This is a genomic window from Paenibacillus lignilyticus (assembly GCF_017942085.1).
Classification (GTDB): Bacteria; Bacillota; Bacilli; order Paenibacillales; family Paenibacillaceae; genus Paenibacillus_Z; species Paenibacillus_Z lignilyticus.
This window is the reverse complement of the sequence record NZ_JAGKSP010000005.1, coordinates 1-13,732: the sequence shown is the minus strand read 5'-3', so window position 1 is coordinate 13,732 and position 13,732 is coordinate 1. Positions and strand designations below refer to the sequence as shown.

General features: G+C 44.9%; 15 protein-coding genes. 4 read left to right on the top strand and 11 right to left on the bottom strand.

Annotated features, from left to right (window positions below; genetic code table 11):
* Positions 1-21: 21 nt before the first annotated feature.
* Entirely contained in the window at positions 22-966 is a 945-nt protein-coding gene (locus tag I8J30_RS14000; protein WP_210658606.1) for an ABC transporter permease, read from the bottom strand.
* Complete coding sequence (locus I8J30_RS13995; protein ID WP_210658604.1) at positions 959-1,888, bottom strand: ABC transporter ATP-binding protein; 930 nt, start codon at positions 1,886-1,888, stop codon at positions 959-961. Before I8J30_RS13995 ends, I8J30_RS14000 begins: the two co-directional genes overlap by 8 nt.
* A 150-nt stretch (positions 1,889-2,038) precedes the next feature.
* On the opposite strand from I8J30_RS13995, the gene I8J30_RS13990 reads away from it, so the two are divergent.
* From I8J30_RS13990 to I8J30_RS13975, 4 genes are all read left to right on the top strand, one after another.
* Positions 2,039-2,578: a hypothetical protein gene (locus tag I8J30_RS13990; RefSeq protein ID WP_210658602.1), complete on the top strand. Its 540-nt coding sequence runs from the start codon at positions 2,039-2,041 to the stop codon at positions 2,576-2,578.
* A gap of 29 nt (positions 2,579-2,607) precedes the next feature.
* Positions 2,608-3,342 (top strand): outer membrane protein assembly factor BamB family protein, encoded by a 735-nt coding sequence (locus I8J30_RS13985; RefSeq protein ID WP_210658600.1) that lies wholly within the window; start codon positions 2,608-2,610, stop codon positions 3,340-3,342.
* A gap of 338 nt (positions 3,343-3,680) precedes the next feature.
* Positions 3,681-4,778, top strand: a complete 1,098-nt coding sequence (hisC, locus tag I8J30_RS13980; protein ID WP_210658598.1) for a histidinol-phosphate transaminase — start codon at positions 3,681-3,683, stop codon at positions 4,776-4,778.
* A 232-nt stretch (positions 4,779-5,010) separates the two neighbouring features.
* The gene (locus tag I8J30_RS13975) at positions 5,011-6,270 is read left to right on the top strand and encodes a carboxylate--amine ligase (protein WP_210658596.1); all 1,260 of its coding nucleotides are present in this window, start codon (positions 5,011-5,013) and stop codon (positions 6,268-6,270) included.
* 151 nt (positions 6,271-6,421) lie between these two features.
* Here the strand turns inward: I8J30_RS13975 and I8J30_RS13970 are convergent, their stop codons facing one another.
* From I8J30_RS13970 to I8J30_RS13930, 9 genes are all read right to left on the bottom strand, one after another.
* Positions 6,422-6,757, bottom strand: a complete 336-nt coding sequence (locus I8J30_RS13970) for an immunity protein Imm33 domain-containing protein (RefSeq protein WP_420831226.1) — start codon at positions 6,755-6,757, stop codon at positions 6,422-6,424.
* Positions 6,758-6,835: 78 nt separating this feature from the next.
* The gene (locus I8J30_RS13965) at positions 6,836-7,297 is read right to left on the bottom strand and encodes a hypothetical protein (protein WP_210658591.1); all 462 of its coding nucleotides are present in this window, start codon (positions 7,295-7,297) and stop codon (positions 6,836-6,838) included.
* Between the two features lie 358 nt (positions 7,298-7,655).
* Positions 7,656-8,399 carry an S-layer homology domain-containing protein gene (locus I8J30_RS13960; RefSeq protein WP_210658589.1) on the bottom strand — a complete coding sequence of 248 codons (744 nt, stop codon included), beginning with the start codon at positions 8,397-8,399 and terminating at the stop codon, positions 7,656-7,658.
* A gap of 2 nt (positions 8,400-8,401) precedes the next feature.
* Complete coding sequence (locus tag I8J30_RS13955; protein ID WP_210658587.1) at positions 8,402-9,106, bottom strand: hypothetical protein; 705 nt, start codon at positions 9,104-9,106, stop codon at positions 8,402-8,404.
* Between the two features lie 255 nt (positions 9,107-9,361).
* Positions 9,362-9,847, bottom strand: a complete 486-nt coding sequence (locus I8J30_RS13950) for a GNAT family N-acetyltransferase (protein WP_240548092.1) — start codon at positions 9,845-9,847, stop codon at positions 9,362-9,364.
* Positions 9,848-10,047: 200 nt separating this feature from the next.
* Positions 10,048-10,803 (bottom strand): DUF4184 family protein, encoded by a 756-nt coding sequence (locus I8J30_RS13945; RefSeq protein WP_210658585.1) that lies wholly within the window; start codon positions 10,801-10,803, stop codon positions 10,048-10,050.
* A 28-nt stretch (positions 10,804-10,831) separates the two neighbouring features.
* Complete coding sequence (locus I8J30_RS13940) at positions 10,832-11,422, bottom strand: HAD family hydrolase (RefSeq protein WP_210658584.1); 591 nt, start codon at positions 11,420-11,422, stop codon at positions 10,832-10,834.
* 101 nt (positions 11,423-11,523) lie between these two features.
* Positions 11,524-12,048, bottom strand: coding sequence for a shikimate kinase (locus tag I8J30_RS13935; protein ID WP_210658582.1), 525 nt, complete (start codon positions 12,046-12,048; stop codon positions 11,524-11,526).
* Between the two features lie 79 nt (positions 12,049-12,127).
* Entirely contained in the window at positions 12,128-13,564 is a 1,437-nt protein-coding gene (locus tag I8J30_RS13930; RefSeq protein WP_210658580.1) for a hypothetical protein, read from the bottom strand.
* Positions 13,565-13,732 lie beyond the last annotated feature (168 nt).

Genomic DNA, 13,732 nt, shown 5'->3' with positions numbered 1-13,732 from the left:
CCAATGCTGAATTCCCCACAGTCACGCTGCAACATCCCGCTTCGTAAATACGAGCCAAGCGACTAGATTAAATACGATGAAGTATACGCTTAGCACAGCAACGGAGAAAGTAAGAGTCATCCCTTCTTGATAAGGGCTGCCTGATAAATAGGCGGTCAGATCCATATTCGCAAACAAAATGTATTTGCTCCAGGCATAGGAGCGTAAGAACTCCGTAGCGATCGTACCCGCAAACATCGCAAAGAGGGAGAACCCTATGGCCATCGCGCTGCTGCGGAACGCAGTGGAAATCATGAAGGCAATTGTAACAAACATAATCGTCGAAACGCCTTTATACAAATACGTTTGCAACAGGTTCGCGACCATGTTCCGCTCCACAACAGCTCCGTCAGCATTAACCTCTAACAAGGGCAAGTCGATGTGCCCAAATCCAAACAGCGCTCCGTTGATCAAGATCGATACGATAGACAAGATAATCAGGAGCGTGATCCCGAACATAATCATGGACACATATTTAGACAGCAGGATTTTCAGTCGGCTGTTCGGCCGGATCAGCAGCAGCTTAATTGTGCCGGAGGAGAATTCACCCGCCATGCTGTCCCCTGCGACAATAACGGTAAATAGCGTGATCAAAATCACAAAGTTCGTCGATAGATTGATCCCCACCCACATCGTACCATCGACCGGCCGGATATCGTGCGCAAGTTGGTATTCGTACTGGGCTACCAGCTCTTCATTATTGTTTCTGCTTTGCTTGTTCAAGTCCGGCTTCAGCAAGGCTTCCTCTCGGGATTGTTTCTCTGCCGCAACATGTTCCTGCCAAGTGCCGCTATGCTCATCATTGCTGTAGTCGTTCCATACCATGAAGTTCACAAAACCAAGAATAACGATCATGACGCCGATCATGATCCACGTCCGGATCCGGCGGTACAGCTTCATATTTTCGTTCAGTAACAGACTACCCAATTCGCCCGCCTCCAGTTATTTCTAAGAATCGATCCTCCAAGGATTGGCGCTGCGCTTGAACACCGTAGACTCTGACGTCCAACCTCATCAGCTCGCTCAGGATATCCGGAATTCGTTCCTTCTCCGTCATAAACTCCAGCCCTTCAGGAACAGCCTTCACTTCCATCACATCCTCCATCTCCTTCATTGCATCCAGTGCGCGCTCGACCGGCTTCGCCTCAATGACGTAGGTTTGCGCCAGGTCCGCCGACTGCACAAACTCCTGAATCGGTTTCACATCGACCAGCTTGCCCTGTTGGAGGATGGCCACCCGATCACACATCAGCTCCATCTCGGACAATAAATGGCTGGAGACAATGACGGTAATTCCCTCCGTGCGGGTTAAGAGGCGCAAATAATCGCGAAGCTCGCGAATGCCCGCAGGATCAAGCCCATTGGTCGGCTCATCCAGAATGAGCAGCGATGGACGATGCAGCAGCGCCTGCGCCACGCCTAAACGCTGACGCATCCCCAGCGAATACTTCTTCACCTTGTCACGGATCCGATTATCCAGCTTGACGAGGCTAACCACCTCATCGATGCGTTCCTTGGTCACGCCCGGCACCATCCTCGCGTAATGAACGAGATTGTGGTAGCCGCTCAAATACTTGTACATTTCCGGATTTTCCACGATGGCTCCGACATGACGAATCGCTTGCTCGAACTCGCTTTTAATATTTTTTCCTTTAATGAAGATTTCTCCTTCGGTAATGGACATTAAGCCAACCATCATGCGAATAGTGGTCGTCTTGCCTGCCCCGTTAGGACCTAAAAATCCGAAAATCTCCCCCTGCGGAACATCGAACGTTAGGTTATCAATGATCGTGGTACGGCCGATTCGTTTTGTTAATTGACGCAAGCTCAGAACAGGTTCATTGCTCATGATAGATCTCCTTATAAATGGTAATGTTTGAGTGCAAAAAAATGATGCCTGAAGTAATTTACTTCGTAGTAATGATTTGATTTTAATTGATAGTTTATTGTTTTGCAATAAAATTTTATTAAATTATAATGTATTATTGTTGTTAAATGTATGCTGTTATTGTCCCGCGATTACATGTACTACCTGGCTCACTCCACGCGCCACCTGAACTTTTCCGGAACTTGGTATCAGAAAAAGCACAGGATATGCTTCCTGGGAGCTGTTCCCGTATTCGCAAACACAGCTCAAACAGGAAGACTTGTAAACGGCGATCCTTTGTTTACGCGCCCCTCTATTGACGATTTTCCCCGTCCCCCATTTCTGATCCGACAAGGCCAGGTCATATGGAGCTTCAACACCGGCTTTATCGACTATCTCGTTCCGGCGTTCGGCAACATCTATACACCTGTGCTTAAGAACTCCCGCAGTCTCTTCCTTGCCAGTTGGGATGTCTATTCCAGCAACAAACTTTATCATTTCTATTCGAATGATGACGGCACGAGAAGCCACGCGTTGATCACCCTGACTGACCCCCTTACAACGCTCGCCGATGGGCCGGACGGTACCATTTACGTTGGCACTTCGAATGAGTTTATTGCATATCAGCAAGATGGACAGAATCAAATTAGTCTGCGCCTATTAAAGCTGTAATCGGTCAACCCGCTTTTGGCAAGGATGGCATGATCTATGTATTCACGAATGCTGGCGGTCATGGAAAACTAGTTGCGGTTCGACCAAACGGTACCGTGCTATGGGTTTATTCCATCCAATATGGTCTGGTAGGAAGCCCGGCCATCGGGCCAGATGATACCATCTATGCCGGGACGTCCAACGGCGAGTTGATTGCCGTCGGAACCAGAAGCACGATAACTTTACACACTGGACTCGGACGATTTATCAAGATTACGCGTTTGGGTCCAACCTTAAAGTGGACGCTCAGTCTGGGGGTACTCTATGATCGTGTCTATCCGGCTATTGGCCCGGATGGTGTTATCTACGCTGGTGCAACGAATAAACATGTCTTCGCCGTCAATACAAACGGAACGATAAAATGGACGTTTAGCAACTTGAACGGAGAGGTCGTGTCGGCACCGGCCTTCGGTCCGACTGGCACCATCTATGTCGGTGCTGTTGACGGAAGATTATATGCGATTAAGCCCGATGGGACGAAAAAATGGACGTTTAAGGCGAAGCTTGGCATTGCGGCAACACCGGCCGTAGCTGCAGATGGAACGATTTATGTCGGATCGTACGATCATTACCTATACGCGATTCATCCAAGCGGGATTGGAGCGTGGCAATATGAAACAGGTAAATCGATTGAATCCTCTCCGGTCGTCGATAACATGAATCATATCCTCTACGTCGCTTCAACAGACGGCATTATGTATGCGCTGACGGCGCCCGGTAACTAACAAAGGTAGCCGATCGTCTCCGGTCGGCTACCTTCTTGTTTTGAATGCCATTAGTTCCATCCCTCTTCTTTTACACTAAATTTCTAATCCAATTCGCTGAAATATATCCCGTATTTTACTTTTTAGGTGCTTTAATTTGCCTATTCATGAAACCTCTAGTAACACGAAATTTACCATATTACTATTGTACGCCGTCGTACATCTTTAGTATTCTGCGGGCTTTACGCAAGAAAATACTTTATTAAATTAACGCGTTATTGTATTATCGAATTAACGTAATGAACCACATCAAATAAAAAACCAAATTGAAAAAGTGAAGGTGACCTGTCATGTCCTAAATGAAGTCTGCCATTCCATCACGAAATGTACTGAAACGCATGAAGCCTTATTCGCCAGGTAAACCAATTTGGGAGGTACAGCGGGAATTGGGACTTGATCGAGTCGTGAAGCTAGCCTCCAATGAGAATCCACTCGGTCCTTCACCAAAAGCAGTGGAAGCGATACGCGAATTGTTGTCTGATATTCATCGGTATCCTGACGCTCAGGCAGTGGATTTACGTGCAACGATAGCCGCGAAATATGAGCTTCTATCTGAGCAAATCATTGTCACCAACGGTGGAGATGAATTGATTACGCTCGTATCCGAGGCATTCATCGAAACGGGGGACGAGATCATTGTGCCGGGTCCTTCTTTCAGTGAATATGAGTTTGGAGGCCAATTAATGGGGGCAGTCATCCGGACGGTATCTTTGACAGAAGACTATCAATACAATGTGCCCGCAATACTTGAAGCTGTTAGTGAACGTACGAAACTTCTGTATTTATGTTCGCCAAATAATCCAACTGGAACGATCCTGTCTCAATCGGCGCTAACGGAGTTCTTGAATTCACTGCCTCCAAATGTGCTTGTTATACTCGATTCCGCCTACAGTCACTTTGTAACCGAAGACGATTATTCAGATGGGATTGAGTTTGTGAAAGCAGGTTATCCCGTGATCGTACTGCAAACCTTCTCCAAGGTTTATGGATTAGCAGGGATCCGGGTAGGCTTCGGGGTCGCATCGCCATCGATTATTAGAGCGATACTTCAAGTGAAGGAACCTTTTAATGTAAATGCTCTTGCCCAAGCAGCAGCAGCGGCAGCAATTGTAGATGATGATCATGTCCGAAAATCCAGCCTACTGGTGAAGGAAGAACGTCTGCGGCTGTACCAGGGATTTGAGGAGCTCGGTTTGTCTTACACCTCGAGCATGAGTAACTTTATTCTTGTTGAGCTTTACGAGAATGCGGAGCAGCATTACGTCGAGCTGATGCGGAAAGGGGTTATCGTTCGATACGGAGCGGCGTGGGGGCTTCCGCAGCATGTACGAATCTCCATCGGCACACCAGAGGAAAATAATATATTGCTTCAAGCGCTCCGAATGATTCTTAAGTAAGGCGATTACGTACCAGCGAGGAAACATCCCAGACGGCTTGTCTGGGATGTTTCCTCGCTGGTTTATGGTAACTTTCAATAAAATATCTGATCTCCTTGCCGTATAATTTAAATCAATTTGACCTTGAGAACTCGAACATCTAATGACATTTGAACAATTATCTCAGATCCTTGGACTTAAATAAGCTATAATAAGAACAAAATACAAAGAACTTGTTAAACGAGGAGAACTTATGAATCGTCACGATTTTCTACCCATCATACTTGGCAGCGATGAGAACGCCTACGGTAATGTCAGACTTATCCATGAAACTTACAAGGTTAAACCGCTACTTCTCTGTACGCGGCTGTTGATTCCAACCATGCATAGCACTTTGTTCGAACTCGTCCAAATTGACCGCTTCGATCAAGAAGACATATTCCCTAACGCCTTGTTGTCCATCTTAGAGAAGTATGCCGAACCAAATAAGAAATTGATCGTTATTCCTTGTTCAGATTATTATGCGGGGATGTTATCGCGCCATTATGACAAGTTCAAAGGGCTGATAGCGAATCACTTCCTATCGGACAAGCTGCTGGAAACGCTCGATACAAAAGATAAATTCTATGCCTTGTGCGAACGATTCGGTTTAGACTACCCAAAGACGGTCGTATGTGAACCGCGCGAACGTGAAAACGCGTTAGATCGCATGGATTTTCAATTTCCGATTGTAGTAAAGCCCGAGAATAGCAATGCGTTTGAATACCTTCATTGTCACTTTGAAGGTAAGAAAAAGGTGTTCTTCTTTGACAAACGAGAAGACTATTTGGCGATGATCCGCAATATGAATACATCCGATTATAACGGGAAATTGATCATCCAAGAGTTTATTCCGGGCGGCGACAGTGCCATGCGCGTAATCAACAGTTACTCCGATGACCAAGGTAACGTTAAAATGATGTGTCTCGGCCAGCCCGTACTCGAAGAATACGCACCGAAAACGCTCGGAAATTACGCGGCTATCATTAGCCGCTTCGATATGGACATTTATGCTAAGGTCAAGGCATTCTTGGAAAACATCGGATATGTCGGATTTTCCAATATTGACATGAAGTTCGACAGCAGGACGGGTAAATATATGATGTTTGAAATCAATCCGCGATTAGGCAGAAGTAGTTTGTTTGTCCGTGCAGCGGGTTTGAACATGATTGAAGCGCTCATAAACCAAGTCGTTTACGGCAAAGAAACCGATTGCGTATACGGGCAAGCATCTGCGCTGTGGACGAATGTGCCGAGGATGGTACTACGGCGCTACATTTCCGATCCGGCGTTATCGGCTGAGATCGATCAGCATTATAGACAGAAGAATGTAATCCGTTCGATCTGGTACAACAAGGATCTGAATGTAAAGCGAATAATCAGCGTCACACGTTATTTTTATGGTCACGTCAACAACTATCGACGCTATTATTTCGATAAAGAACATGCTTCGTTCTCAACTCTGCAAGGTTAAGCAGTTGAATGTAATAAAGGCAGCCGATCGTTTTGCACTGCACCCAATTGCTAGATAGTAACCAGCAATTGGGGTGCAGTGCAGTTTTAAACGGCTGCGTTTATGTTGTTAAGGTATTGTTCTCCGTTAGATTAATAATCAAACGTTCAAACTAATCCAATAATGACTGATCGAACCATACATCTTCATATTTGTCGGCAATAAGAAATCTCCAACCTGGACCCAGTCCAAGATATTTTCTTATTAGTGGATTCCATTCATCTATGTGCTTTACATGTAAGGATACAAAGAAGTCAGGATCGTCTGAATATCCCTCGCCAGCCCAGATATACCATCCACATGTTCCATTTTCAGGCTTATATCTTAAACCGTTAATAGGGACTACATTACCCATTACATTAAGGGCAATTCCCAGCTTTTCATCAAAATCACTTCCAAGAAATTCAGCACCATATCTATTACAGATGCTATGTTGGGATGCAATCATTTGCTCAACGCACCTCATCTAAATTATCGTTCATCAGTTAGTTTAATTAATTACTCAATCTAATAGTTTGAGGGTTGCTCATAAAGCCTTTAACAAAGTTCCTTCTTTTTTAAACCATTCTACAAGTTTATCGAATGTTAACTTAGTCTTTCCATATATTTGATAATCTTTCTTATCAACCATAAAAGCTCCTGATTGGCGATAATCAATAAAATAACTTCTATTATTACCTTCCTTATCTTTATAGATAATAACAATCATAATTACATCAGCAACTCCGCCTTTAAAACTATTAACTCTTCTTCTAAAAAAAGTGGAATCCAGAATTTTGACCAACTGCTTTTTATTATCAATTATTTCTTGCTTATTATTAAAGTTATATTCGAAAAACTGTCCATTTGTAATATATGTCACGTGAATATTTTGAATATTATCTGAGATTGGTAAAATATTTTGAATTTTCAATGGATAAGTAAAGTAGGTTATTACACCTAAAGTTAGTACTAGAATTAAAATTAACAATAATCTGGATAATTTCAATTAACCTACTCCTTTCTTTGAAAAACTAAAAGAGCTTTTTGTTGAGCGTTGGCGTGTTCCTCCAAATACCCCATTAAACAGAAGTCCCAAAAATCATAATACTCTCTATAACATCATTATTATCCGAATAGAAACTTAATCTGACTTACTTCTGAGTCCCCAGAAACAATTTCTTGTCTAGTGTAAACTTCAATTACAGGATCTTCCTTCGGGTATCCCCGCATGTAGTACTCGTATTTATTATCAGGATCATTCCCAACATAACCATAATTATTAGATTCGTCTGCTGTACCATCATGCTAAAAGAACCTTCACATCCGCCAGAGACGGGGGTGAAGATTCTTTATTTGTATAATCTTTATTTCCCGTCGAGCTTCTGGCGAATAGCTTCCTCGATAGAGTCGATAGGATCGGATCCGGGCTCCGGTGTGTAGAAATCGTCATCAGTATCTTTGGATGTCGATGTATAGAGTCCGCTAGCAACAGCGGCTACTGCCGAGATCGCTCCTTTGTCTTCGACAAGCGTTTGAAGCAGCGTATTCTTATTGCCTGCTGGTTTGGCGATCAGTGCTGCGTAAGCAACTTCGACCATATCGCCTCGCAAGAACGGATTTGCACCAGTCAGCCTTTCAGCAGCATTCGTTTGCAAAAGACCATTTTTCTGTGACAGCTCGGCTGCCCTGGCAGGTACGGCATCGGGGTATCCGAGCAGTCGATTAATCAGCGTCAAAAACTCCTTGCCCGTCATCAATCGATCAGGGGCAAAGCTGAAACTGCTAATCCCTTTCACATACCCTTTGTTAATGGCATAGGCGATGGAGGCCGCTGCCCAGTGCGTGCTTTTCACATCGGTGAAAGCCGGCTTTAGCTGTGCTTTAGCCGCAGCGCCATCTTCACCGGCAAGACGCAGCAGCATGGCTGTCCCTTGTGCACGGGTAAACGCAGCCTCGAGCTGATAACCATTGTCCATGCCGTTGAATAGCCCCAGCTGGTGAAGGGTATCGGCCTGTTTCGTGCGATCATTGGATACCCCATTGACTGGGGAGACGATTAGCAAAAATATGGAAAGAAGAAGGATTGTGGTAATGGTGTATTTCCTCATGGCTACTTCACCTCAGTTTTAGGCTGTTCTGGTTGTACTGATTCTGGAACAGGCTGGACATTGCCTTGCTCGATTTCTGTTTCTTTTGTCTGCGACTCCACTTCCTTGCCATTTACTTCGCCTGTGTGCTGGAGACTGTTAGGATCGGACGTATAAGAACCGACGTAGTTGGCGAATGGATCCCATGCGTCACCAGGGAAGATCAGAGGCTGCGCGTAGAAATTAAAGCCTGTTACATTTCCTTGGGGATCGAACGCTTGAACAAGCGTTACCGACTTCTGCGGCTGGTTCATTTCCTTCACGACCGCTGTACCATCGAGCTTTTTGCCTGACCAAAACTGTACGGATGATTGACTTAGTAGAGCACCGTTCGAATCGAAGTAATCCTTGCGCATTGAGTTGCTCAAGAATCGCTCCGACCCGCCTTCGCCGGACATTTTAATAAATTGTTCATCGATATATCTGTCACCGCTGTACAGATGGAGAATCCCATACATTAGCTGGATGGGCTTGTCCGAACCGCCAGCTAGTTGCGTCAGCCAGTGATCGGATGGAACAGAATTGGGATAAACGGTAAATTCAGCCGCATACACGACCTCGATCCGGTCAAACTCATACTTCGAATCCGCTGCGGAAGTGCTATGCAACGGGATAAGCATTATCATCGCCAGCAGCAGAGCCAGCATTTTTTTGCACAAAGCGATCATCTTCTCAGCTCCCTATCTGGATTGCAATTTCAAACCCAACAAAATTATATAAAATTTTCCAATAAATTGATACCTATTTTCATTGAATCAATCTATACGTTTCAATAAAAAAAGGAGCATCTGCCACTGGCAAACTGCCCCCTTGTTTGTTCATTTATCGCACATTGTTAGTTCAATCTTGTGATTGCCTTCATGTTGTATTTAGCTTTCGTTCCTAGTTAGATTAGGAGCTGGAATAATACATTACAGATCTAGCTATTTAAGCTCGCGTACGTTCCAAACTAGCTCGCCGCGCTCGTCCCATGTGCTATGGTGTCGTTCAAATCCAATTTTTTCAAGGACACGGAAGGAAGCAACATTCCAAGCTCGCACAGTTGACCAAATCCTGTGCCGCCCTGTAGCGATTGCACAGTCCATGATCACTGAAGCTGCTTCAGTTGCATAACCTTGCCTATGACTGTTGCGGAATAACTCGAACGCTATCTCCGGTTCTTCAAGTGTGGAACGTCCGATTACCAAGCCACAGTATCCAATAAAATCTCCCTCATCCCGGCGGCGGATTGTGAGTAAGGAAATACCCTGTTCAAGAGCTCTTTTACGTGCATCAAAGATTTGGTTACGAGCATCATCGAGCGTCGGAATGTCAATACCACGCTCGCCTACAAGTTGCCTAAACCAAATTGAATCGGACTCTTCCCACATGCCAAGATCAAGTCGTTCGGTTTTCAAATAAAACTCCATTGGTGTGAAGTTATTTGTCAAATCGTAACCCTCCTTAGTAACCATCACTTCGTCGGTATCTTGTGATCGAACAATCGAGCCCATTAGCGCGCCTTGAAGTACATCTTCAGAGTACATTTTGCCATTCAGATAAGGTAACCTTCACGAGCGCTAATCAGTTTCCCGCTAGTAACCGTCCATTAAACCTATCTGCCGATCGATCATTGAATCGTCATAGAACGTCTCCAGAAAGGCAACGAGGCAAGGAATATTCCCGCACAGAAGCCGGTGATTGGGGCTACGACTAACATTCCCAAGATGTTACCGCCCGACGCGAAAAGTAGTTTACACCCTGTCATTAAGACTGCGACCATCACCGCAAAGCCCCAATACATTAGTTTTTGTTTGCATGTGATAATCGGAATTTCTTTGAAACGGGGCTCGGTTCTGTAAAGCGCGACTCCTATTTGCGCGATGATAACCGCCATACCGATCATCGACAGGCTGTGCTGTAAAATTTTATACACGGGCAGATCCAAAATGACGATAGATTGCAGCATTGGTAACTGCTGAACCATATATCCTCTTTCATGTGTGAAGGCGTCGACCGCTATATGTGAGAGGAAGCCGACGGAGACAGACACGAGGTAGACAATCCAGTCTCGAAGCGTCCGTAGACTCCATGAACATAATAGGTTGTACGCCTTCCGATTCAAACCAAAGATGTCTGGCAAATGCAGGACGAATGATTCCTTAACAAACGTATGAAAAAGGTAGGCGAACAGGATACATAGCGGTATCACCTGAACGAACAAACCCGTGAACGAATGACCAATCATTTGATGGGGCTCCAAAGAGAGGAAATATTCAAAATCAGGCGCCATACTCCCCAGCACGAGGCCGGTTACGCTGAGGCAACGTGGATATATAAATTTAGAGGGTAGAGCGTAGGCCGGGTGCGCAAAGGTAAAGGGCATCGGTTAGTGCTTACCTCCTTTTTTTCCATTAGACTACAAACCTACTCATACTTGGACAAAGTTTGGTAACCGTCAATATTTTCCAGTCGATACCGGCCGCCACGGCTGAGTTCAACCCTCTGTTTGAATCCTCTACAACCAGGGTCTCTTCTTTGGTAGCTCCGAAGCGCTTTAAGCCGGTCAAGTATGGTTCCGGATGCGGCTTGGTGCGCTCGTAGTCTTCGCGAACAAGGACGAAGTCCATAAATTGTGTAATCTGCCGCTTTTCATGAATAAGTTGAAAATCCGCACGTTTTGCAGTCGTTACGATGGCCATGCGGACATACTTTGACAGTTCGGCCAGAGTTTCAACTACGCCTTCGATCTCTATGGCTTCTGTTAATAGATATTCTTGATAATAGACGTTGCGTACCTCGCGCTGCTTGCTGATGGTCTGTTCATCAATACCTGCCGCCCTAGCTTGGGACCAAGTGCCAAATGACTGGGTCATGTCGCGGAGGTATTGATCTTTATCCAAGGTAAATCCAATGTCAGCCAGAGCGCGTTCTCCCGCTTTGTAATACCAGAATTCAGTATCAACCAGCACACCATCATGATCGAAGAGTATGTACTTCTTCATTGTTCCGTTCTCCTTTGTCAGCTTCGGCATCCATGTATGCCGAAGCTTAGATGGGCTAAAACATACCTACGTGAACTGCTTTTTGAAATTCTATAGCACCCTCACCGTATTCCACAATCTGCGCCTCCATGGTCTGATTGTATAAGTGCAATAATTTCACCTACACATTGTTCTATATCTTTGTTAGAGCAATCAATGGTTTTATCGCTGTACTTTATGTATAACGGCACTCTTTCGTCGTAAACGTCTTTAAGACTATAGCCTTTCTTTATAACAATTCCTCTGGTTGTTTCGTTTGTTAGCCTCTTTTCAATCTCTTCATATGAAACGTGTAAATAAATAACCTGTCCGTGTTGTTTAAGGGCTGTCATGGCCTTTTCAGAATATATAACGCTTCCACCTGTCGAAATGATGCAGTTTTTTAATTGGAGTTCCGAAACAGTAACTTCTTCGACCTGCATAAATTTATCGATGCCGTCTTGATCAATAATTTCTTGCAATAACCTACCTTTGTGCTGCTGAATGATGATATCCGTATCCGCGAAATTCATTCCAAGAGCTTTAGCGAGCAGCACGCCTAAAGAGCTTTTTCCAGCACCTGACATACCTACGAGAACGATATTCATACTTCACCACTTTTTCCCGTTTAGTTCTTCTGATGCCCTGCTGATTAGAAATCAGGTGCATTGCTTCGTTCAGGTTATATTAATGCATATTCAACTCACGGAGCTGTGTATGTACTACGTTATCTCTCATCGTTGCTTCACCGCTAATCCAGGCACTCACTTTCATACCGACTCTGAGATCTGAGATAGTTAATGACGTCTCATCATCCTTGGCATGAATATATATGTCCGAATCTGGCGATCCCAGCCAAACCGTTTCTTCAGCACCACCGCCGTTAACAGCTTCCGGTTTAATAGAGATTCTACCAGCCGAATCAATGGACGCTATTGTTCCAGTTATGTCCGGCTGCTCAGATCGGGTTTCTATATCAATGCGAAGTGGAAATGAACGCCCCACCATTTCGAATATGGACTGCTTTAAAGCCTCTATTTTCTCACCGGTAACCGCTTGATGCACCCTAGCAATTCCGCGCACAGTAAGTGCCATTTCCTGTGCGTCTATTTTCACACCGACCGGACGAAGGGAAAAGCTTGAAAACATCTCTTCCTTTGTGTAGAACTTTGCGACGGCTTGAGTCAACTTCATTTGTAAAGGATAGCCCGTAGGATAAACAGGCTCGGTTCTGTATTGGGGTACTGCCTGAACGAGTACGAATACTGCCTCAATAGGAACATCCGTGACGTCAGTTCTAGTCAATTCCTCCTCCGGAGCAAGCTCCTTCTTGAAAGTGGCTGTACCACCGTTCTTGTCCACAGCGATAATTCTTAGCTTAATGGATTTCATGCGTTCGCCTAGTCCATCGCCTCTTTCGAATTCGATTCTCAAGCGATAGGAAGATGTTCCATTAGTCGATTGTATTTTATGTTGTGTTAGAGCTATCGGAATGAGCGGATAAGGCGTATCCGACATTATTGACGCATATTCAGGCAGTTGCACGTCAGGATCTTGAACTTGAGGCAATAGTCGAGGTAAGGTCGGATCCATTATAGCCAGTGTTTTACGAAACCTTCCAATGGACCGAACCTCGTAATCGAATGAATGACTCATACCATACAGTATTGGCGTGAGTGGAACAAACAGTTCGCCTGCCCGGTATTCAGGGGCCGCTCCGATTCCAAAACCCATGTCACCTCCGAAAACGGCATTGGCAGCCCCTTCTCTCAATCCGCCGATTTCATCATAAATACCTCCCGGAGTCGGTCTAATCGTATATGCCTTCTTCTGAACGATCTTATTTTGTTGGACATCAACAAATTTCCTTTCTTCTACATGTGCTCCGATCATCCTTGCAAAGGTCATCAGAGGAACCATCAACCGATTATTTTTCATGAACGGCGCCTTGTCCCCCGGGATAAGTACGAATTGATTATTCATTAACAACGGTATGGGCTGATTTCCAACAGCCTTACCGCCGTTCGTAGACGATGTGGACAGCGCGCCTGAAACGGGCAGCGTGCAGCTGACCATTAACACGATTACCCCTGCCCAAATAAACTTCATAGGTTTAATGATCATCGCAAACCAGCCTCTCTATTTCCGGGTCTATTAGTAATTATTTACATTGAATGTAGACTCAACTTTCCGTAAAAAGTTGCAGGCTTGATTTGCACGTTACCGCCCTAAAATGTAATGAAGCCACCGGTTGTGCCGGCAGCTTCATTGTAATGTATTGAGCCATTGTGT

Excerpts from the sequence above, each read along its gene's own strand:
- I8J30_RS13940 (WP_210658584.1), bottom strand. The coding sequence starts at position 11,422 with ATGAAGAAGTACATACTCTTCGATCATGATGGTGTGCTGGTTGATACT.
- I8J30_RS13945 (WP_210658585.1), bottom strand. The coding sequence starts at position 10,803 with ATGCCCTTTACCTTTGCGCACCCGGCCTACGCTCTACCCTCTAAATTT.
- I8J30_RS13995 (WP_210658604.1), bottom strand. The coding sequence starts at position 1,888 with ATGAGCAATGAACCTGTTCTGAGCTTGCGTCAATTAACAAAACGAATC.
- I8J30_RS13935 (WP_210658582.1), bottom strand. The coding sequence starts at position 12,048 with ATGAATATCGTTCTCGTAGGTATGTCAGGTGCTGGAAAAAGCTCTTTA.
- I8J30_RS13990 (WP_210658602.1), top strand. The coding sequence starts at position 2,039 with ATGCTGTTATTGTCCCGCGATTACATGTACTACCTGGCTCACTCCACG.
- I8J30_RS13960 (WP_210658589.1), bottom strand. The coding sequence starts at position 8,399 with ATGAGGAAATACACCATTACCACAATCCTTCTTCTTTCCATATTTTTG.
- I8J30_RS13985 (WP_210658600.1), top strand. The coding sequence starts at position 2,608 with ATGATCTATGTATTCACGAATGCTGGCGGTCATGGAAAACTAGTTGCG.
- I8J30_RS13975 (WP_210658596.1), top strand. The coding sequence starts at position 5,011 with ATGAATCGTCACGATTTTCTACCCATCATACTTGGCAGCGATGAGAAC.
- I8J30_RS13955 (WP_210658587.1), bottom strand. The coding sequence starts at position 9,106 with ATGATCGCTTTGTGCAAAAAAATGCTGGCTCTGCTGCTGGCGATGATA.
- hisC (WP_210658598.1), top strand. The coding sequence starts at position 3,681 with ATGAAGTCTGCCATTCCATCACGAAATGTACTGAAACGCATGAAGCCT.
- I8J30_RS13930 (WP_210658580.1), bottom strand. The coding sequence starts at position 13,564 with ATGATCATTAAACCTATGAAGTTTATTTGGGCAGGGGTAATCGTGTTA.
- I8J30_RS13950 (WP_240548092.1), bottom strand. The coding sequence starts at position 9,847 with ATGGAGTTTTATTTGAAAACCGAACGACTTGATCTTGGCATGTGGGAA.
- I8J30_RS13970 (WP_420831226.1), bottom strand. The coding sequence starts at position 6,757 with ATGATTGCATCCCAACATAGCATCTGTAATAGATATGGTGCTGAATTT.